The sequence below is a fragment of the Ensifer sp. GW101-20A05 genome, assembly GCF_059424735.1.
In genome coordinates, this window is the sequence record NZ_JBWKZT010000002.1 from 227,649 (window position 1) to 247,716 (window position 20,068).

General features: G+C 63.7%; 16 protein-coding genes and 1 riboswitch. Of the genes, 7 read left to right on the forward strand and 9 right to left on the reverse strand.

Going from position 1 to position 20,068, the window contains the following annotated elements:
- Positions 1 to 54 precede the first annotated feature (54 nt).
- The 5 genes from bioZ to bioB are packed head-to-tail and all read right to left on the reverse strand — an operon-like array spanning position 55 to position 5,099.
- Positions 55 to 1,044 (reverse strand): 3-oxopimeloyl-[acyl-carrier-protein] synthase BioZ, encoded by a 990-nt coding sequence (gene bioZ / locus AC070A_RS06170; RefSeq protein WP_492383765.1) that lies wholly within the window; start codon positions 1,042 to 1,044, stop codon positions 55 to 57.
- Positions 1,041 to 2,309, reverse strand: coding sequence for an adenosylmethionine--8-amino-7-oxononanoate transaminase (locus AC070A_RS06175; RefSeq protein WP_492383766.1), 1,269 nt, complete (start codon positions 2,307 to 2,309; stop codon positions 1,041 to 1,043). The genes bioZ and AC070A_RS06175 overlap by 4 nt, the downstream gene beginning before the upstream one ends.
- Complete coding sequence (gene bioD / locus AC070A_RS06180) at positions 2,306 to 2,944, reverse strand: dethiobiotin synthase (RefSeq protein ID WP_492383767.1); 639 nt, start codon at positions 2,942 to 2,944, stop codon at positions 2,306 to 2,308. Before bioD ends, AC070A_RS06175 begins: the two co-directional genes overlap by 4 nt.
- The gene (locus AC070A_RS06185) at positions 2,941 to 4,086 is read right to left on the reverse strand and encodes an 8-amino-7-oxononanoate synthase (RefSeq protein WP_218373215.1); all 1,146 of its coding nucleotides are present in this window, start codon (positions 4,084 to 4,086) and stop codon (positions 2,941 to 2,943) included. The genes bioD and AC070A_RS06185 overlap by 4 nt, the downstream gene beginning before the upstream one ends.
- Positions 4,083 to 5,099, reverse strand: coding sequence for a biotin synthase BioB (gene bioB, locus AC070A_RS06190; RefSeq protein WP_218373216.1), 1,017 nt, complete (start codon positions 5,097 to 5,099; stop codon positions 4,083 to 4,085). The genes AC070A_RS06185 and bioB overlap by 4 nt, the downstream gene beginning before the upstream one ends.
- 413 nt (positions 5,100 to 5,512) lie before the next feature.
- A riboswitch (TPP riboswitch) is annotated at positions 5,513 to 5,633 on the forward strand.
- A 160-nt stretch (positions 5,634 to 5,793) separates the two neighbouring features.
- Here bioB and thiO point away from each other — a divergent pair.
- The 4 genes from thiO to AC070A_RS06210 are packed head-to-tail and all read left to right on the forward strand — an operon-like array spanning position 5,794 to position 8,338.
- Positions 5,794 to 6,765 (forward strand): glycine oxidase ThiO, encoded by a 972-nt coding sequence (gene thiO / locus AC070A_RS06195; protein ID WP_492383768.1) that lies wholly within the window; start codon positions 5,794 to 5,796, stop codon positions 6,763 to 6,765.
- Positions 6,762 to 6,959, forward strand: coding sequence for a sulfur carrier protein ThiS (gene thiS / locus AC070A_RS06200; protein WP_057251890.1), 198 nt, complete (start codon positions 6,762 to 6,764; stop codon positions 6,957 to 6,959). Before thiO ends, thiS begins: the two co-directional genes overlap by 4 nt.
- 3 nt (positions 6,960 to 6,962) lie before the next feature.
- Positions 6,963 to 7,736 (forward strand): thiazole synthase, encoded by a 774-nt coding sequence (locus AC070A_RS06205; protein WP_093235254.1) that lies wholly within the window; start codon positions 6,963 to 6,965, stop codon positions 7,734 to 7,736.
- Complete coding sequence (locus tag AC070A_RS06210; RefSeq protein WP_492383769.1) at positions 7,733 to 8,338, forward strand: thiamine phosphate synthase; 606 nt, start codon at positions 7,733 to 7,735, stop codon at positions 8,336 to 8,338. The genes AC070A_RS06205 and AC070A_RS06210 overlap by 4 nt, the downstream gene beginning before the upstream one ends.
- A 41-nt stretch (positions 8,339 to 8,379) precedes the next feature.
- On the opposite strand, the gene AC070A_RS06215 is transcribed toward AC070A_RS06210, so the two are convergent.
- Positions 8,380 to 10,065 (reverse strand): amidohydrolase family protein, encoded by a 1,686-nt coding sequence (locus AC070A_RS06215; protein WP_057251893.1) that lies wholly within the window; start codon positions 10,063 to 10,065, stop codon positions 8,380 to 8,382.
- 171 nt (positions 10,066 to 10,236) lie between these two features.
- Between AC070A_RS06215 and AC070A_RS06220 the strand changes: the two genes are divergently transcribed.
- From AC070A_RS06220 to AC070A_RS06230, 3 genes are all read left to right on the forward strand, one after another.
- On the forward strand, positions 10,237 to 14,352 hold the full coding sequence (locus tag AC070A_RS06220; protein ID WP_057251894.1) for an AAA family ATPase: 4,116 nt from the start codon (positions 10,237 to 10,239) through the stop codon (positions 14,350 to 14,352).
- On the forward strand, positions 14,349 to 15,896 hold the full coding sequence (locus tag AC070A_RS06225) for a B12-binding domain-containing radical SAM protein (RefSeq protein WP_057251895.1): 1,548 nt from the start codon (positions 14,349 to 14,351) through the stop codon (positions 15,894 to 15,896). The genes AC070A_RS06220 and AC070A_RS06225 overlap by 4 nt, the downstream gene beginning before the upstream one ends.
- Positions 15,897 to 16,074: 178 nt before the next feature.
- The gene (locus AC070A_RS06230) at positions 16,075 to 17,148 is read left to right on the forward strand and encodes a glycoside hydrolase family 25 protein (RefSeq protein ID WP_492383770.1); all 1,074 of its coding nucleotides are present in this window, start codon (positions 16,075 to 16,077) and stop codon (positions 17,146 to 17,148) included.
- Between the two features lie 109 nt (positions 17,149 to 17,257).
- On the opposite strand, the gene AC070A_RS06235 is transcribed toward AC070A_RS06230, so the two are convergent.
- Genes AC070A_RS06235 through AC070A_RS06245 form a run of 3 tightly spaced genes read right to left on the reverse strand, consistent with a single transcriptional unit; the run spans position 17,258 to position 20,065 of the window.
- Positions 17,258 to 18,265, reverse strand: a complete 1,008-nt coding sequence (locus AC070A_RS06235) for a ScyD/ScyE family protein (protein ID WP_112996269.1) — start codon at positions 18,263 to 18,265, stop codon at positions 17,258 to 17,260.
- Complete coding sequence (locus tag AC070A_RS06240) at positions 18,244 to 19,017, reverse strand: formylglycine-generating enzyme family protein (protein ID WP_309239035.1); 774 nt, start codon at positions 19,015 to 19,017, stop codon at positions 18,244 to 18,246. Before AC070A_RS06240 ends, AC070A_RS06235 begins: the two co-directional genes overlap by 22 nt.
- Positions 19,004 to 20,065 carry an ABC transporter ATP-binding protein gene (locus AC070A_RS06245; RefSeq protein WP_057251898.1) on the reverse strand — a complete coding sequence of 354 codons (1,062 nt, stop codon included), beginning with the start codon at positions 20,063 to 20,065 and terminating at the stop codon, positions 19,004 to 19,006. Before AC070A_RS06245 ends, AC070A_RS06240 begins: the two co-directional genes overlap by 14 nt.
- Positions 20,066 to 20,068 lie beyond the last annotated feature (3 nt).

A 20,068-nucleotide genomic window follows, 5' to 3' on the forward strand; every position in this document is an offset into this window, starting at 1 on the left:
TGCCCAAGTGAGGCGCGAAAATTGCGCGCGATTTCCGCACCCGTCTCGCACCGGCTAACAGCCAAGCACCACCGCGCCTCCGGTGAGCCCGGCGCCCGCTGCCGTCAGCAGCAGTTTCTCCCCGTGATCGAACGGCCGCGCTTCTCGCGCGAGCGATAGCGACAGCGGGATCGTCGCGGCGGACGAGTTGCCGTAGTCCGCGATGCTCCGCACGGTTCTTGCAGGCTCGATGGCGAGGCGATCGCAGACGGCGTCAAAGATCCGGGCATTGGCCTGATGCGGCACGAAGCGGCTGATCTCTTGGGGATTGCAGCCGGCGGCATCCATTGCGCGGACGGCACAGGCTGTCATCATCTCCACGGCCTGAGCGAACATCTCCCGCCCGTCGCGCATCGTCATCAGGAAATCCTGGGGCTGCAGGCCCGGCGAGACCGGCTGGCTGCTGCCGCCGGCGGCGATGGAGATCAGGTCGTAGCGGCTGCCGTCGGCGGCAAGATCAACGCCAAGCAAACCGGTCTGCGGATCATCGGAAGGCGCAACGACGACCGCACCCGCCGCGTCGGCAAAGAGAACGGCGCTTGCTCTTTCCGCCGGATTGATGCGCCGGCTCAGAATGTTGGCCGCCACCACCAATACCGGTTTTCCCTGCGAACGGACGAAGCCGTCGGCAAGCGTCAGCGCATAGAGAAAACCCGAGCACGCACCGGCCAGATCGATCGCTCCGGAACGGGTGAGCCCGAGCCGGTGGGCGAGCAAAGGTGCGGAAGGCGGCAGGAGATGATCGGGCGTGGAGGTCGCCAACAGGGTCAGGGCGACATCGCCCCGCGGCATGCCGGCATCCTCGAGCGCCGCCGCGCCGGCGCTCGACGCAAGTCCCGTCAAAGTCTCGCCATCCTCGACCCAACGCCGCTCGCGAATGCCGGTACGACGCTCGATCCAGCCGGGCTCGAGACCGAGCTTTGTTTCGATCTCGGCATTGGCAACACGCCGTGCCGGCACGGCATGGCCGAAACCGACAACGCGAGATGACCGTGCGGCGCTCACAGCCGCCCTGCCGCGAAAAGCGATGCCGCCTCGTCGATCGCGCCATAGGCCCGGTCGAGCTCATCGGCGGTCACGCAATAGGGTGGCATCAGATAAATGACATTGCCGAGCGGGCGGATCAGCAATCGCCGCTCGCGGAAGAAGGCCCTGAGCCGCGGGCCGATCTCGGAGAGATAGCCGCCTGCCGGAACCTTGAGATCAAGGGCAGCAATCGTTCCAAGCTGGCGCGTATCGCTGAACCGGGTGTCGCCTGCAAACCGAGCGACATGCCGACGCTGCTGCTCCGTCAACGCGTCGATACGTTCTCGCACAGGCTCTTCTTTCCAGACGGCGAGATTGGCGAGCGCTGCCGCGCAGGCGATAGGATTGGCCGTATAGGAACTGGAATGAAAGAACGTCTTGCGTCGATCTGTCGAGAGATGCGCCTCAAAGATCTCGGCCGTGCAGAGTGTCGCCGCCAAGGGCAGCGCGCCACCGGTCAGTCCCTTCGAGGTGCAAAGAATATCGGGCGTGATGCCGGCCTGGTCGCAGGCAAACAGACTGCCCGTTCGTCCCCATCCGGTCATCACCTCGTCGGCGATCAACAGGCTGCCGTGCCGTTCGGCAATCCGTTTCAACTCGGCAAGCACGGAAGCCGGGTAGGTTTTCATACCGCCCGCACCGAGGAGCAGTGGTTCGATTAACAGGGCCGCAACCTCGCCGGTGGCACAGGCCGCCTCGAAGGCATCGAGCGTCGTCTGCTCTTGATCCGGCTCCGGAAACGGTAGCCGATCGACGGCGAAGAGCAACGGCGCGTAAGGCGCATTGAAGACGCCCCTTTCCCCCGCCGACATCGTGCCGATCGTATCGCCATGATAGCCATGTTCGAGCACGCAGATACGGTTTCGCGGCCGGCCGAGATTGTGGAAGAAACCAAGTGCCATCTTCAGCGCGACTTCGACCGCGGTCGAGCCGCTGTCGGAGTAGAACACATGGGCGAGCCCAGGTGGCGCGATCTCGATCAGCCCTCTCGCCAGGTCTTCCGCCGGCGCGTGGGTGTATTCAGCGAAGATGATCTGATCATGGGTCTCCGTGGCCATGCGGATCGCTTCCATGATGGCGGGATGCCGGTGGCCGTGGGTGATGACCCACCAGGACGAAATCGCATCGAGGATCGCCGCCCCGTTTTCGTCGATGAGATAGGCGCCCTCGGTCCGGACGACGCGTCGCATCGCCGGCTCCAATGCATGCTGGGTGAAGGGATACCAGACGGTGGAATTTCTCATGCCGGCACCTCCAGCAAATCGTCGATGTTGAAATTCTCGCGAAACGCCTGCCGCAGCCGTTCCGGCGTCAGCGGGTCGAGCCGCTGCAGCCGCCCAAGCCGTCGAACCTCCCCCAGTTCCGCGATGATCGCTTCGCTATCCGCCTGCTCCTCGCCGATGAAGGCGACACCCAGGACCGGGATCGCACGGCGCCGGAGCGCCTCGAGCGACAGCAGCGTGTGATTGATCGTGCCGAGCCCCGTGCGGGCGCAGAGAATGACCGGGATTTGCCAGCGCGCGAACACATCGGCAAATACGCTCCGCTCGGTGAGAGGCACCAGAAGCCCGCCTGCCCCCTCGATGACGAGCGGGCGGTCGACCTTGGGCGGCAAGAGATGTTCAGGCCGGATCGACACACCATCGATCCGCGCCGACAGATGTGGCGAAGCCGGTGTCCTCAGCCGATAGGTCTCAGGCAGGATGCAGTCGGGCGGGATCCGACCGAGCCGCGCTACAGCCTCGCTGTCGGTTTCTTCATCGAGTCCCGACTGCACCGGTTTCCAGTAGCAACCGGAAAGCGCGTCGGTCAGCGCCGCGGAGAATATCGTCTTGCCGATGCCGGTATCCGTGCCGGTAACGACGAAACGGCGCATCATGACCGCTCCTCCGCCATCGCCACCTTCAAGCGCTCCAACATGCGCGCGATCACCGGCCGGTCGACATTCAACGTGATCGCGATCCGAAGCCGCGCGGTCCCCTCGGGAACGGTCGGTGGACGGATCGCCCTGATATCAAACCCCTCGGCGCGCATCCGCGCCGCAATCCGCACGGCGCGACCGTTGTCGCCGACCGGGACTGGAAGGATCTGCGAGCCGCTGCTTTGGATGCCGAGGGTTTCGGCAAGCGCCCGATTGGCGAAGGTCCGGAGATCATCGAACGCTGCCCGGCGCTGCGGCTCATCCGCCAGTGTCAAAAGAGCCTCGCGCACGGCGGCAGCGATCAGCGGCGATGGCGCCGTGGAATAGATGAAATTGCGGGCACGGTTGACAAGATAGTCGCAAAGCACGGCGTTTGCGCCAACGAGGGCGCCGGAAACGCCGAGCGCCTTGCCGCAGGTATGGAGCACAACGAGATTCCGTCGGCCTTCCAATTCCGCGGCCAGACCACGGCCGTCGGGTCCGAAAACGCCGGTCGCATGCGCTTCGTCGACCACCAGAAAACCATCATGCCGCGCGGCCAGTGCAGCGAGATCCGCAAGCGGCGCCCGGTCGCCATCCATGGAATAGAGGCTTTCAACGGCAATCCACGGATGTCCCATGCCGCCGCGCTTTCGCCAAGTGCCGATCGCATCGGCGAAGGCGTCGACGTCGTTGTGCTTGACCGCGACCGCGCCGGCCCTGCTTGCGGCGATACCCTCATGGGCACTCGCATGGATCAGGGCATCGTGGACGATGATGTCGTCGCGCTGCGGCAGCGTCGAAAACAAGGCGGCATTGGCCGCATAACCGCTGCCGAAGAGCAGCGTTCGCTCCACGCCAAAGAACGCTGCCGCCTCCGCCTCCAGCGCCTCATGTTCCGCATGGTTGCCGCGCAGCAGTCTCGAACCGCCTGATCCAACCGGCAGGCCGCGGTCGATCGCCGCGATGATCGCCGCCTTGAGACGCGGCGAACCGGCAAGCGCCAGATAGTCGTTCGAGGTGAAGTCGACCCCACTGCCGGAGGCGAGTTCGCGGCGGCGCTCCTTGCGTTCAAGGCCGTGAAGCGTCTTCTCGTAGCGGTGGAGCAAGCCCGCGGTCATTCGGCCGCTTCCGGTTCTGTCGTAGGCGCCATCGGCTTCAGCCCGAGGCGGCGGAAGAGTGCCGCATCGTGATCCTCGCCGGGGTTGTCGGCGGTCAGCAGCGTTTCGCCGACGAAGATCGAATTGGCGCCGGCGAAGAAACAGAGTGCCTGCATCTCGTCGCTCATGTCGGTGCGGCCGGCTGAAAGGCGGACGTGAGACGCGGGCATGAGTATGCGGGCGAGTGCGATGGTGCGGACGAAATCGATCGGATCGACGGGCGCCGCATCGGCAAGCTTCGAGCCTGGGATCGGAATCAGCATGTTGATCGGCACGCTTTCGGGGGGCACCGGCAGATTGGCGAGCGTCACCAGCATCGAGATCCGATCGTCAGCCGTCTCGCCCATGCCGAGAATGCCGCCGGCGCAGACCTTGATGCCGGCCTCGCGGACGTTTGCCAACGTTTCCAGCCGGTCGGCAAAGCTGCGGGTGGTGATGATCTCGCTGTAGAAGCGCTCCGACGTATCGACATTGTGGTTGTAGTAATCGAGCCCGGCATCTGCGAGCCGCCCGGATTGTTCCGGCGTCAGCATGCCAAGCGTCATGCAGGTCTCTATGCCGAGCGACCGGACGCCGCGGACCATGGCGACGATCGCCTCCATGTCGCGCTCCTTCGGGCTGCGCCAGGCGGCGCCCATGCAATAGCGCGTCGCGCCGCCATCCCTCGCTTTCCGTGCCTCTGCAAGAACCTGTTCGACTTCCATCAGTTTCGACGCTTTCAGCCGCGTCGGGTAGTGCGCCGACTGGCTGCAATAGCCGCAGTCTTCGGCACAGCCGCCGGTCTTGATCGAGAGCAGGCGGCTCATCTGGATGGCATTGGGGTCGAACTGGGCGCGGTGAACGGACTGCGCACGATACAGAAGGTCGTTGAACGGCAAATTATAGATTTTTTGCGCGTCGGCCAGATTCCAACCGGTTTTGGCGGGTTTGGTGGCTCCCGAGGTCGGCTCGGTCGATCTGTTTGTATCCAGCATGTTCGTTCACTTCCCTGTTTGCGGCAAAGCAAAATAGATAGAATCCATTATTATCTATAATTTTCACAGGCACCGCATCAAGCAACCACCCAAAAGGAGAGTACACTCTACTACTTCAATCATAGCGTGCCTTAATATGATTCAACGGATGCCGACGAGAAGGGCAAATGCCGCAACTCTCCGCCTTGGCGGCATCAGCTGATGGCAATGAGAGCAGCCGCCAAATGCCCAGATTTGCGGACCTTGCGCCTCGCACGATCCGCAGATCTCCCGATCGATGCCCGCTACCGACACCACCGAGCCGCAAGAACACATGCCTTTTCAATTTTTATAGATAATTTTCAGCCGAAGAACCGCACGCGAGGTACACGCCGGCAGCCCTTGACAAAATCCGCTCCAGCCGCTCAGTTTGAAGCATTCACCAGGGGTGTCCCGACAAGGGGCTGAGATTCTGCTAGGCGACTTCCGCGGCGCAGTGACCCGTTGAACCTGATCCAGTTCATACTGGCGTAGGGACGGTGCAGACATCGCTGCCACATTCGCGTTCGCGCGAGCAGATCTCGGCAAGGCGTCCTTCCCTCTCTTCCGGTCCGAACTGGGTCTCCAACAATGGAGCCTCGGCAATGCGTATCTTCATCGCGATTCTGCTTCCTTCAGACCGACGTTCGGCTCGCCGTAGCTGGGCGCATTGACCATGCGCGTCCTGATCAAAGGCGCCGGCGTCGTCGGGCTGACCTTGGCACATGAGCTGATCGGCCGTGGCGTCGAGGTGGCCGTTGCCGAGCGACATCCGGACTTCTGCGGGGCGGCGTCGTGGTTTGCCGGCGGCATGCTGGCGCCCTGGTGCGAACGCGAGAGCGCCGAGGAAACGGTGCTGACGCGCGGCATCGGCGCCATCGACTGGTGGGACCGTGCGCTTCCGGGCGAAGTGTCACGCAACGGCACCCTCGTCGTCGCTCCGCCGCGAGACGTCGGCGAACTCAAACGCTTCGCTTCGCGCACGTCCGGCTTCGAATGGCTCGACGGAGAAGCGATCGCGAGACTGGAGCCGGCGCTTGCCGGTCGCTTCCGAGAGGCGTTGTTCTTCCCCGGCGAGGCGCATCTCGACCCGCGCCGGGCGCTTGTCTTGCTGCGGCAAAAGCTCGTCGAGAACGGCGTCGCCTTCATCGGCGAGGCGGATAATAGCAGCGACAGCGATCTGATCGCCGACTGTAGCGGCGCTTCGCGGATCGGCCCCATCGCCGGCCTGCGCGGCGTGCGCGGCGAGATGCTCTATCTGCAGACCGGCGAAGTGGAATTGTCGCGGCCAGTCCGTCTCATCCACCCGCGCATCCCGCTCTACATCGTACCGCGCGGCAATGGTCTGTTCATGTGCGGCGCGACCATGATCGAAACCGACGACGGCGGTCCGATTGCCGCCCGTTCGCTGATGGAATTGCTGAACGCTGCCTATGCGCTTCACCCCGCCTTCGGCGAGGCGCGCCTTCTCGAAACCGGCACCGGCGTCCGGCCGGCCTTTGCCGACAATCTGCCGCGCGTCATGCGCGCCGGAAACACCATCACGCTCAACGGGCTCTATCGCCACGGCTTCCTGCTTTCACCGGCCTTGGCCGAGGAAGCGGCGAACCTTGCCCTTGCCCAGAACCTGAAGGGAGACGCCGCATGAAATTGACCGTCAACGGCGAGGATCACGACCTCACAGTCACGACCCTTGCCGAACTCCTGGCCGCACTCGACTTCGAAGGGGATTGGCTTGCCACCGCCGTCAACGGCGAGCTGGTGCACCGAGCCGACCGCTCGGCCCATTCCCTCAGCGATCGCGACCGGATCGAAATTCTCTCGCCGATGAAAGGAGGCTGAGACATGCTGACGCTTTATGGACAGGAACTGCGTTCCCGCCTGCTTCTGGGCACCGCCCGCTACCCCTCGCCTGCCGCGCTCGAAGACGCGGTTCGTTCGTCGGCGACCGAGATTGTCACGGTTTCGCTGCGCCGCGAAACCGCCGGCGGCCGTCAGGGCGGCGCTTTCTTCGACCTGATCCGGTCGCTCGGCGTGCACGTGCTGCCCAACACCGCCGGCTGCCACTCGGTGTCGGAGGCGGTGCTGACCGCCAAGATGGCGCGCGAGGTCTTCGGCACCAACTGGATCAAGCTCGAAGTCATCGGTCATCAGGATACGCTTCAGCCCGATGTCTTCGGGCTGGTCGAAGCAGCACGCATCCTTTGCGCCGAAGGCTTCGAGGTCTTCCCCTACACAACCGACGACCTCGTGGTCGGCGAGCACCTCGTCGAGGCCGGATGCAAGGTGCTGATGCCCTGGTGCGCGCCGATCGGCAGCGCCATGGGGCCACAGAACATCCCGGCGCTGCGGGCCATGCGGGCCCATTTTCCGGATATGCCGCTGATAGTCGATGCCGGCATCGGCCGGCCCTCACACGCAACGACAGTGATGGAACTCGGCTTCGATGCGGTTCTGCTCAACACCGCCGTCGCCGGGGCAACGAAACCGGCCCTCATGGCCTCCGCCTTCGCCCGGGCAATCGACGCCGGACGCGATGCCTTCGAGGCGGGCATGCTCGAACCGCGCGATTTTGCCGTTCCCTCCACGCCCGTCATCGGAAAGGCGGTGTTCGCGTGAAACTCGACCCCTTCTACCTCATCGTCGATAGTGCCCAATGGATCGGGCGGCTGGTGCCGCTCGGCGTGAAACTGGTGCAGCTTCGCGTCAAGGACCGTCCGGAAACGGAGCTTCGCGATGAGATCCGCGCGGCCAAGGCGATCTGTGACCGTCATGGGTGCCAGCTCGTCGTCAACGATTACTGGCGCCTCGCAATCGACGAGGGCTGCGATTCCGTCCATCTCGGCCAGGAGGATCTCGCGGATGCGGATCTTGCCGCAATCCGCGCTTCCGGCCTGAAGCTCGGCCTCAGTACCCACGACGAGAGGGAGCTGGAGACGGCGCTTGCCGCCAAGCCCGACTATGTCGCGCTCGGACCGATCTATCCGACGATCCTCAAGCAGATGAAATGGGATCCGCAGGGGCTGCCGCGCCTCTCCGCCTGGCGGGAGCGCGTCACGCCGCTGCCGCTCGTTGCGATCGGCGGCCTCAATATCGACCGGATTGCCGGCGTCTTCGAGCATGGCGCCGACAGCGCCGCGGTCGTCACCGATATCACGCTGAATGCCGATCCAGAGGGGCGGACGCGGGAGTGGATTGCACGCACGGCGCCGTGGCGCTGATCGAGGAAAACAGCGGGATCACCTGACGCCGTGGCTCTGCCTCAGGCAATCGCCAGTTCTGAAAGCCAGGCCGAACCCAGGCCGTGCTTGTCGCAATAGGCGGTAAGCCGGTCGCGCGTTTTGCCGGGCCGGTCGAGACCGAGAAAGCGGGAAGCGTTCCTCCAGAGGATATTCTGCTGGTGCTCGTCGCTGACGCTGGCGAGCGTCAGTTGCTCGACTATTCTCGAAACATAGGCGTTGTAGTCCTTCTCCAGCGCCATCATCGACCAGTCGGTGCCGAACATGAGATGGCGGGCGTCCGGGTCGTAATCATCAAGCCATTCGTCCAACAGCTGCCGGATCTTCGTGTGAAGATTCTTGTCGTCGCTGCTGACCAGTTCGCTGAGATAGCTCAGATCCGCAAACAGGTTCGGGCGACGCTCGTGATCGATCGTCCTGCCGATGATCTCTTCCCAGGTCGGCGGCCCGGAAAACTTGTCCTGGGCACAGGAGACCATCACGCCTGTCGGCGCCCCCGGGCGCAGGATTTCGTCGAAGGCGCCGAAATGCGCGAGATTGATCCGCAGCTTATCGTACTGGTTCGTGTCGAGCAGCTTCTTCCAATAGGCGGGGCTCGCAAGATTGCCGTAGCCGCAGCCGGCCCCGATGCTGTTTTCCGCATGGGCCATGATCGGCACATCGTTGTCGCGACACCAGGCGTAGAGCCGCTTCAGCGCGCCATCGATCGCCGGATCCGCATTGCCCCATGCCTTGAAGCCCATCGGCGGGTAGATTTTGACACCGATGAAGCCCTTTTCCATGATCGCGTACTGGACGTTTGCCAGCGATGAACCCGGCCTTTGCGCTTCCCGATGCGGATCGAAGCCGACGAAGCTGTGCATGCGGATGCCGTGCTTCCTGGTGACGATCTGCTGGACCTCGTCCATGACGTCGATCTGGTCGCGCTGTGGCGATGATGTCCCGTGAAGCGATTTATCGAAGTCCAGGATGCTCGGCGTGATCAGAGAGAGCCGACATTTGGAAGCGAAGATCTTGACATAGGCTTCCGCCAGGTTTTCCCGGTAGTCCTGCATCAGCCGGACGAAGGAAAGATAGGTTCCGATCTGGTCGTGCGCCTTTGCGGCGGTGGCGACGGTATCGACATCCGCTTCACTCACGCCGCCGCCCGAACGCCGCTGGAATGTCTGGGGCAGATCGGGAGTTCCGCCGAGCTGACGCAGCAAACCGTCATAGTCAGGGGATTCGCCAAGACTGCGCCTCGAAAACGTCGATCGTTGCTCGCCTGCGCGCGCGATCAGATCCCTTACCGCGACGCGCAATTGCTCGTCCTTGCGCCGCGCGAGCTCGGCGTCGGAAAGGCGCCGAGCGCCTTTTTTCAGAACAGCAAGTTCATGTTTGGCTTTGGGCGCGACATCGCCAAGCGCTGTCACGAGAAAGACCACCAGGGCATTTTCCAGCCCCTTCGCCTCCTCAGCGTTCGCGGAGAGCCTTTTCTCCGGCATCTTCTCCCGCAGCGCCACATAGCGAACCAGTCCATCCACCGGCACATCGGCCGCGTTGAAGAAATGGCAATGGACGTCGATGATCGGATGACTGAGACTGCAGGCGCCGGGCGAAGGCAGATGCCGGCACCCGGAAAGCACATTTGCAAGCACGCCCGCCGAAACCAGCCGCAAGACATCGCGGCGCGTCACGGCGGCGACCGGACCAGCCCAGTCGACCTCCATTGTCCCCTCCTGTTGCGAGACCCCCTCGAACAATCGGGCAAACATTACTCCGTCCGAAAGCCGCGCGAAACAGATATTTACTTGCCGTTACTGGGGTCCCGTAGATCAGCGTGAGTCGACTTTCAGTCAGACAGGAGGCGTGTTACTCTAAAATCTTGGGGAGAATTTTGCGTGGTTGGTGGCGCCGGCAAATATGAGTTCCAACGTTACCTGTCCGGAGCCCTGGTCCAATGGTCCTCCCCGGCAGCAACGGAATCGGCTGCCCCCGCTCGGGAAGACTTTCTCGGCTCGCTGCTTTTCGCCGACATCTCCGGCTTTACGCGTTTGACCGCCAAATGGTCCGAAAGCGACCGCGCTGCCGGCGCCGAACGCGTCAGCCTGCTTCTGAACGCCTTCATGGGCGAGCTCATCACCCATATCGAGGAGCATGGCGGCACGGTCTTGAGTTTCGCCGGCGACAGCCTGATTGCCGGCTGGCGGGCACCGTCCCCGGATGAGCTCGAACAGACGGCCTGGCGCAGCTGTTATTGCGCCGAACGTATCCGCGAGCAAATCGGCGGGCCGGGCAATCCCGAAGACGCGCTTCAACTGCGCATCGCCGTCGGTGCCGGCGCCATCACGCTGCTGCATCTGCTGCCGCGCGCGGACCAGCGTTGGCTGATCGTCGGAGGCGACTGCCTGGCCCAGGCCGATCATGGCGGCCAACTGAGCGACGCCGGAGAAATTCTCGTCTCCGATGCCGCGTGGCAGCTGATCGGCAGGCGCGCCAAGGGCGGGTTGAACCGGGAGGGGACCACACGCCTCGAAAGCATCGAGCCCTGCTCGACCACGAAGGAAGCGCCCCGCACTCAGCCGGGCTCCGCAACCGACCGGCTTGAAGCCTATCTACCGCTTTCGCTGCGCAGCCGCCTGCTCTCACCGCTTTCACAATGGCTCGCAGACCTCAGGATCGTGACCGCGCTTTTCGTGCATATCGTCGGGCGCGATCTCGATACGGATCTCGATCGGTTGAACAAGCTCGTAGCACGATCGATTGCCGTCGTCGGCCGCACCGGTGGAGAGATCCTGCACACAGCGCTCCATTCCGGCGGGCTCGAAGTCTTCGCCGTTTTCGGCCTGCCCGGCAAAAAACATGCCGACAATGCGCGCCGGGCGATCATCGCCGCCCTTCGCCTGTCGAACGAACTCGACGAGCCGGATCTCGGCCTGTCGGCCGGCATCTCGACCGGCGAGAGTTTCTGCGGCGCGCTCGGGACGATCCATCGTGCCGACTACACTGTCGTTGGAGCCGCCGTGAACATGGCCTCCCGGCTGGCGAGCGTTGCCGCAGGCCGCATTCTCGTCGACCAGGCAACGGCGAAGGAGACTGCCGGCCAGATTGCTTTTTCCGGTCCCTGGACACTTGCCGTGCCCGGCATGCGCGGCGGCGTGGTCGCCTTCGCGCCATTTGCCGAGACCGTCGCGACCATCGACACCAAGTCCCCCGTTCTCTTCAACCGGGCGGCCGAACTTGCAGCACTCAACGCGTATGTGGAGCGCGCAGGCAGAGGACAGGCCACCGGCGTGATGATCGTTAAGGGTGATTCCGGCGTCGGCAAATCGGCGCTGCTTCGTTCCTTCGTCGAAACCTGCCGTGACCGTGGAAGCCAGGTTCTGGTCGGCAATGCCGACGATATCGAAAGCGACGTGCCCTATTTTGCCTGGCGCGGAGTGATCCGCGACCTGCTTGGTATCGGCGACCTGCGCGGCGCCGAAGCCTCGGATCAGGTGATGCAGTTCTTCGCCCACCGACCGGAACTCGCACATCTGGCGCCGTTGCTGAACGATGCCATCAACCTCACCTTGACCGACACGGTCGAGACCCGGGCGATGTCAGGCGACGGGCGGTCGCACCGGCTGCGTGAATTGCTGCGCGATCTGATGACCGACAGCCTTTCCTGGGGGCGCGGCCTTGTAGTGCTTGAGGACGTCCACTGGCTGGACGAGGCATCCGGTCAGCTGCTCGGCCGATTGGTTTCCGGAACGGCGCCGATCCCGGTCGTTGTGTCAACCCGCACGGCCAGGACGCAACAGGACCTGACGCGGTGGACCGGACAACATTACAATGGTGCGCAGACACTTGATCTCTTGCCCCTCGATTTCGAGGGCACGATTTCACTGGTGCGCGCGTCGATCGGCAGCAACTCCCCGGCAGATGGCTTTTGCGAAGCGGTCTATGCACAGTCGGCGGGAAACCCGCTGCTCATACGCGAAATCTGCCGGATGATCGGCGAACGGCGATTGCCGAAGGCTGCGGAAACCCAGGTCCCCCTGTCGCTCGCCGAAGCCCGTTCGAACGAAGCGACCTTGCTCAATACGGCCAAGGTCACCGTGATCGCCCGAACCGACCAGCTCCCGGCTGAGCTCCAGGCTCTCCTGAAGATCGCAAGCGCCATGGGCGCGACCTTTTCCATCGCCGAACTCCAGGCGCTTTCACCGATCAGGAAGTCCGCCTTGGACATCGAGGCAAGCATCGAGCGGCTGCAGGCGGCCCATCTGATCAAACCCATGGACGACCGTCCGGGCCGTTTCACATTCAGCCACGCCGTCATCCGCCAGGCCATTTACGACAGCATGCTGTCGGAACAGCGCCGTGAGGCACATCGCGCCATCGCCCAGGCGATGGAAGAGAGCGGGCAGCCCGACAATGCGGAAAATCTGCCGCGCATATTGAGCCATTGGGAGCGCGCCGGCGATGCAGCGCAGGCATTCAACTACCTGGATCGTGTAGCCGAGCTGCGTCTGCGCCAGTTCGACAATGCCGCTGTCGTCGACCTGATCGAGCGCTTTTTCAAGACCGCGCGCGAGCTCTCGATCACGATCACGCCTGCCCGGCGGGCGGCCGCCTGTTTCCTGCTCGGGGAGGCCAGTCTCAATCTCGGCCGGGCCGAAGCTGCAAGGCATGCCTATGAGGAGGGCCTACGGCTTTCCGGCCTGCCGCTTCCGCGCACCTCGGCCGGCCTTGCGCTGCATCTCGTTCTCGATCTTGCCGAACAGGTGTGGCGTCGCGTGACCCATGGAGACAAGGACTGGATCCTGGAACGCGAGATCTCGCGGTCACCATCCGATCCTTTCCTTCTCGCGGCAAAGGCGCATGAGGACCTGACGCGGATCTACTACTTCACCAGCGAGAAGCTGCGGCTGATCCATGCGACGCTTCGGGCGACGAACCTCGCCGAAAGAAACAAATATGTCTCGCCGACGACCGCCACCAATTACGCGAGCCTCGGCGCCATATGCGGCGTGATCCCGCTTCACAAACAGGCCGAGCACTACAGCCGATTGGCCGCCGCCCTTTCGGAGCGCGTGGATCAACTGGGAACGCGTGTGCGCGTCGACCTTTTGTCGGGCATGTACCAAATCGGCATAGGCCATTGGCGCGAAGGCAAGCGGGCGTTCGAGGCCGGCCTCAACAACGCCTCGACCGTCGGCGATTTGAGACGTTGGTGCGAAGTGGCCGTTGGCCTCGAGACGATTTCCGGCCCCTGGCTGCTGACCTCCGCTTTCGAAGGCATTGCACCATGGGAAATCCTGGTTCAGCGCATCTGCGAAGAGGGCCGCAGGCGCGGCGACACCCAGGTGCTCGGCTGCGGCCTGCTCGGCCGCCTCAGGGGCCATGCGGCGCTTGGCCGATGGGCCGCCATCGACGCCGATCTCGATGAACTCAGGCAGATCATCACCGCAAAGGCCGACGGACTGGAACTCGTGCACTGCATCGAGGGTGCGTCTCTTCTCGCGGAAGCCGCCCGGCGGCAAGGTGATGGAGGCGAAGCAAAGGCGTGGTTCGAACGGGCATTCTCCTGGTGCCAGACGCTCAACCCGGCGATGAAGACGCGAACCCTGCCGGCGCTCGCCCGGCTGTTCGACGTCGCGAGCGACACGGAGGGCGGCGACCCGGCAGCGGCGCAGCTTGTCCTGCGAAAGCTCGAGCGGTTCGCACGCGTCTATCCGATCGGCCGCCCAACGGCAGCACTCGGCGAGGCGACCATTTACCTGCATCTCGGCCAGCAACGACGCGCCGAGCGGGTGGCGCGATACGCCTTCGCAGAGGCGATACAATTGGAGATGCCGGCCGTGGCGCTCGCCTCGTTGCGCCACCCGGCGGGGCCGAAGGATGCTGCGGCGTGGCAGGCCTTGGAGACAATGTTTGCCGTTCGGCAAAACACCTGGGGCGAGGTCCTCCAGCTCGATCAGGCCGCGTTTCCGCCCCATGTCCCGGTTGTTGCGTTTGAGGGAGGCCATGCGTGAACCAGTATCGAGTGCCTCGCGTCCTAATCGTGCTTGCGCATTTCGACGAGACCAGAAATCCGGAAGGTCGCCCCGACTTCATCCCGCAGGGAACCGGCCACCTGTTCCTGGCGGGCGCCTTTGCCCGCGATCGCGTGAGCCTTCGCGCCTACAGCGAATTTCACGACGGGCCGCTCGTCGACGAGGCGGCCTTCGCGGAACTGGACATGCTGGTGCTGACCGGGGTCACCGCCGCCTTCGACCGGATGCGCCATCTGACCGCCTATGCCCGCACGAAATCTCCAGGCTGCGTCATCGTCGCCGGCGGACCGGTCGTCCGCAATCTGCCGGTTTCGAGCGCCGAAACCTTCGACTACGCCTGCGAAGGTGACGTCGAGGAGATGCAGGCGGTTATCAAGGAGGTCTTTGGCGAATGGGCCGTCTCCGAGACGATCCTGCCGCGCTTCGACCTCGCCGGCTGGGGCGGCCCGGTCAGCTATGTCGAGACGAGCCGCTACTGCAATTTCAAGTGCAGCTTCTGTGCGCTCACCGCCGAAGGCCGGCGCTATCACAGCTACGACCTCGGCTATATCGAAGCGCAATTGCGCAATGTCCCGGCCAAGAAATACGTGCTGTTCATCGACAACAATTTCTACGGAAACAGCAAGGACGCCTTCCATGCCAAGCTCGACCTGATCCGCTCGCTTTGGAAAGAGGGACTGTTTCAGGGATGGATTGCGCTCGTCACCGGAGATTTCTTTCGCGATCCCGACAATCTCGAAGCGGTGCGCGCGGCCGGCTGTCTCGGCCTCTTCAGCGGCGTCGAGACGCTCAACGAAGCGCAGTTGAAGCGCTACCAGAAGAAACAGAACCTGGTGGTGCCGCAGTTGGAAGCCATTCAGACCTGCCTGAAGGCCGGTGTCGCCTTCCAGTACGGGCTTATGTTCGATCCGTCGTCGCAGACGATGCAGGCGATGCAGGACGAACTCGCCTTCATCACCGGCGAAAGCAGAATGCCATTGCCGGCCTTCCTGAGCCTGACGATCCCGCTGCTGGGCACACCCCTGTTTGACGAATGCGCCGCAGAGGGCCGCTTCCTTCCTTCTGCCAAACTGCGCGACATGGATGGGTTCACGCTGATGACCCATCCCCTCGACAACCTTGACGACGTCGCCTTGTTTGCCCGCAAGCTGTCGCGTCTCGACGGCAATCGGACCCAAATCCTGCGCCATTGCCTGGGCTTCTACCGCAATTACCGTCGCTCGCTTTCGGGCCGGCAGATGATCCATCTGCTGGCCAACAGCCTGCGCCTCGCCTTGCCCTCGGTCATGCATCGCCATGGTCTTCCGACGCGTTCGGGCAGCGACGGCAATCTCACCTATGTCACGACGACGCAGCCGCTTGGGCCGCTCTACACGCCGGCCTTTCGGGTCGGCGAAGGCTTCCGTGCGCATTTTGCGCCAACGATGATCACCGACGCCTCGGGCGCGCTTGACGAGACCATTGCCCGCAATCTCGAATATCGGACCGGCCAGCGACAACGAACGAGCCTCGGCGTTAAATAGCCCTGGTTGAGAGCGTCCCGGCGTCTGCGTCAATCTGCCCCGTAATTGCAACCTCCAGTGCGTGAAGTTGGGTCGGCTTGGTAAGATTGGATTCAAACTTTTTGGGTAAGCTTCCGTTAGCTATTTCACACCTGTCGGCCGGCGATCGCCGTCGACCTTGTTTTGCGTACGGGTGCCCATGCGTCTTTCAGCTGCGACCGCAATCATCTTTGCCGGCCTAGTTTCCGGCTGCTCTTCCAGTTCGAGCCTGGACACGATCGCACCGCGGCCCTCGCGCGAAACGACCAGCTCGGTCGTGCTTTCGGCCGCGCCGGTACCCGCCGCCAATGTCGGCGCAAGGGTGGCCGAGGTCACGCCGCCGCAGAACGTCCAATCCGCACCGCCGCAGGAAATGCTCGCCTGGGCCGGCCCGGTTCCCGAAGCCGAAGCCTTCGCGCCCGCGGCCAATACCACGACGACCACGACGACCTTGGCCACGCCCGTTCCGGGCGCGCGTCCGGTCGCCTTCGTCGCGCCGGACAATCCGGTGACGCAGGCGATGCCGCAGGGCCGTTCGCGGGTCTACGGTCACCGTTTCCGCGACGCCAAGCCGATCAATTTCGGCCGCGCCAAAAATCCGCGCAAGATGGCCGTTCACGGCGTCGATGTCTCACGCTGGCAGGGCGAGATCGACTGGCCGAAGCTGCGCACTCAAGGGGCCAACTTCGCCTTCATCAAGGCGACCGACGGCGGCGACCATCTGGACCCGATGTTCAAGAAGAACTGGCGCGCCGCCAAGGCGGCCGGCATGCGCCGCGGTGCCTATCACTTCTTCTACTGGTGCCGCACCGCCGGCGAGCAGGCCGACTGGTTCATTCGCAACGTTCCGCGCGAGCCCGGCGCGCTGCCGCCCGTGATCGACGTCGAATACAACGGCGAATCGAGCTGCAAGCGCCGCCTGTCGCCCGAACGCGTGCGCGAAAAGATGCAGGTGTTCATGGACAAGCTCGAGGCGCATTACGGCCAGCGCCCGATCATCTACACCGCCCCGGACTTTTATGCCGACAACCTGCAGGGCGCGTTCCAGAAGTATCCGTTCTGGCTGCGCGCCGTGGCCCAGCATCCGTCCAAGGTCTACCCGAACCGCAAGTGGCTGTTCTGGCAGTATTCGGGCTCGGGCCTGTCGCACGGCGTCGACGGCAAGATCGACCTCAACGTCTTCCACGGCAGCGAGGCGGAGTGGCAAAACTGGCTGGAGGCGCGGGCGAGTTGAGGCTCGGTCACACTCTGCAGCGCCGCGCGTCATATCAGACGCGCAAGGTCGCCGTAGCACTTTGATTTGCTGCATGAGGTCACGATAGTCAGCCCCGGCAACTGCGACGTCAGCGCCTCTCCTCGCGCGTCAGGAAGAGGAGCGTGCCGCCAAGTTCGGAGATGACGATCTGCCTCACATCCCAGACGAGGATGGAGACCGGTCGCGTCAACCCACCGACAACCGTCTCGCGGCGGCCCGTCGCCTTGTCGAGCCGCAACAGCCGGCCGCTTCCTGACCGGAACCCTTGCTGCTGGTCGTATAGGCCGTGTTCGAGGATGAGCATCTGTCCTTCGTCGTCGAAGGCGATGGCGACCGGTGCGTTCAGGCCCTCAACGTCCGGCCGCACCTCCGTGCGATCGCCTTTCTCGGCCATCGAAACGACCTTTCCGGCAGCGGCGAGGAAGGGAAAGCCGCCGAACAGCGCGACATAGAGGCGCCCCTCGCGAAGCGCGATACCGGTCGGCACGGCGTCGACTTCGTAGCTGTCTTCACCCTTGAACTCCGTCGGCGAGAGCGTCTCCAACGCGGTCGCCTGTTGCTGCAGGCGGCGGAAGCTCATGATCGTCTGCTTGCGGCCATCGACCCCAAGACGCTCGACACTGTTGCGCGCGGAGTCGACGACGTAATAGGCATCCTCGACGGCGACAAGGTCGAACGGGTTCCAGAAATCGGCGCTGATAACATGGCGTCTGCCGGTACCGTCGATCGCGATGAGCGCATGGTCATAGGGTCCCTCATCGCCGTTTGCGGGCGTCCAGCCTTGGGCGACGATCAGTTTGTCACCGACGCGAAACACGCGATAGGGACCGGTCGGATCGCCGATCACATCGAGCCCATGGGGGAAGACAGGACCGAACGCATCGAAATCGCCGCCCGGCGTGCCGCGATAGAGCCGGCCACTGGCGAGATCGGTGACGAGCAGAGCCTCGCCATCGCGAGAAAGGCCGGCGAAGGCGGCGCCGGTTTTGCTGAAGCTTTCGAGCCGATAGCCTGGCGCGACCTTCGGCTCGGCAGCGGCACCTGCTGCCAGAAGCAAAAAGGCGACGAGGATCGTCATCTGCCGGAACGGACGCATCGGAAGCCGCCATTGGCCGAGAACCGGAAATCCGGATCATAGGCCAAACGATAGGTTGTGGTAAGATGCGCGGGATCGCTGTTCCAGGACCCGCCGCGCAGTACGCGATACGATCTGCCACCCATGGCTCCCTTGGGTTCATGGGGCACATAGAGATCGCTGGTCCATTCCCAGACATTGCCGATGAGATTGAGCACCCCCTCGCCGCTCGCGCCGGCGGCAAATGACATCGCCGGCGCGGTCATCGGATAGCCGTCGCTCGCATCGCCGGAGCAACAGATCGTCGTGCCGGCATTGACCCGCCGATAATCCGCCGGCGCCATGCCCCAAGGGAACGCCAGTCCCTCGGTTCCGCGCGCCGCTCTTTCATATTGCTGCTCCGACGGAAGGGTGAGGACGTAGTGACGGCAAAAGGCATCGGCGTCCGCCCAGCTTACGCCGACGACAGGATGATCGTCCAAACCGAGAAGCGGGTGACCGGCATAGAAGGCGGGGCGATGACCCGTCGCAGCCACGAAATCCTGATACTGACGATTGGTGATTTCGGTGCGGTTGATCGCAAACGCACCGCCTAGCAATTGCCGACGCGGACGTTCGTTGTCCGGGCCATTATCGCGACCGAAGACGAAGGTGCCGGCGGGAATATCGACGAGCGGATTGCCGGTGATCGGGCCGTCATCAGCGACGGCAGCCCCTGCCGCAAACGTGATCGCGACGACTGCGGCCGCCAACCGGAAATCAGAAGTCGACACGACGCTGAGACTCGCCATCGAAGAGAAACACCCGGTCGGCCACGACCTTGATGCCGATCGGCTGGTCGATCTGGCCGGCGAAATTCTTGTCTGCACGCAAGGTCAGCAATTGAGCACCGAGCCGCAGGCTGACCAGCGTGTTCTCGCCGGTGAGCTCGACCGAATAGATGGGCGCAACCAGATTGACATCGGCGTCTGCGGCGCTCGTTGCCTGGACATCTTCCGGGCGAACACCGAGGACGGCGCGGGGAACGGTCGCCTGGCCAAGCCCGCCGACCCTGAAGCCGGCGCTTGTGAACACTCCGTCGCGTGCCTCCCCCGGGATGAGGTTCATCGGCGGAGAGCCGATGAAGCCGGCGACGAACAGCGTGCGCGGATTGCTGTAGATTTCCCGTGGCGTTCCCAGTTGCTCGATCACACCCTTGTTCATGACCGCCACCCGATGCGCCAGCGTCATCGCCTCGATCTGGTCATGCGTGACGTAGATCGTCGTGACCTGCAACTCGTGCTGAAGATGTTTCAGCTCCGCGCGCATCTGGGTGCGCAGCTTGGCGTCGAGATTGGAGAGCGGCTCATCCATGAGAAAGACGCGCGGCGTGCGCACGATCGCACGGGCGAGCGCGACGCGCTGGCGCTGGCCGCCGGAGAGCTCCTTCGGCAGGCGGGAGAGCATGGTCTCGAGTTCCACCCGGCGTGCGACCTCGGCGATACGTTGCTTGCGTTCCTCCTCAGGCACTTTGCGGATCCTGAGCGGGTAGCCGATATTCTCCTCGACGGTTAAATGCGGATAGAGCGCATAGGACTGGAAGACCATCGCCACGTCGCGGTATTTCGGCAGCACGCCATTGATGCGTACCGCATCGATGAAGATGTCACCCGATGTCGCCTCCTCGAGACCGGCAACCATGCGCATCGTCGTGGTCTTGCCGCAGCCGGAAGGCCCGAGCAGGACCAGGAACTCCTTGTCCCGAACCTCCAGATTGAAGTCGGCCACCGCGACGAATTCGCCGAACTTCTTGGAGACGTTGTTGAACGTGACGGACGCCATCGT

Coding starts and splice junctions, on each gene's coding strand:
- AC070A_RS06175 (WP_492383766.1), bottom strand. CDS start 2,309: ATGAGAAATTCCACCGTCTGGTATCCCTTCACCCAGCATGCATTGGAG.
- bioD (WP_492383767.1), bottom strand. CDS start 2,944: ATGATGCGCCGTTTCGTCGTTACCGGCACGGATACCGGCATCGGCAAG.
- AC070A_RS06185 (WP_218373215.1), bottom strand. CDS start 4,086: ATGACCGCGGGCTTGCTCCACCGCTACGAGAAGACGCTTCACGGCCTT.
- bioB (WP_218373216.1), bottom strand. CDS start 5,099: ATGCTGGATACAAACAGATCGACCGAGCCGACCTCGGGAGCCACCAAA.
- thiO (WP_492383768.1), top strand. CDS start 5,794: ATGCGCGTCCTGATCAAAGGCGCCGGCGTCGTCGGGCTGACCTTGGCA.
- thiS (WP_057251890.1), top strand. CDS start 6,762: ATGAAATTGACCGTCAACGGCGAGGATCACGACCTCACAGTCACGACC.
- AC070A_RS06205 (WP_093235254.1), top strand. CDS start 6,963: ATGCTGACGCTTTATGGACAGGAACTGCGTTCCCGCCTGCTTCTGGGC.
- AC070A_RS06215 (WP_057251893.1), bottom strand. CDS start 10,065: ATGGAGGTCGACTGGGCTGGTCCGGTCGCCGCCGTGACGCGCCGCGAT.
- AC070A_RS06230 (WP_492383770.1), top strand. CDS start 16,075: ATGCGTCTTTCAGCTGCGACCGCAATCATCTTTGCCGGCCTAGTTTCC.
- AC070A_RS06235 (WP_112996269.1), bottom strand. CDS start 18,265: ATGCGTCCGTTCCGGCAGATGACGATCCTCGTCGCCTTTTTGCTTCTG.
- AC070A_RS06245 (WP_057251898.1), bottom strand. CDS start 20,065: ATGGCGTCCGTCACGTTCAACAACGTCTCCAAGAAGTTCGGCGAATTC.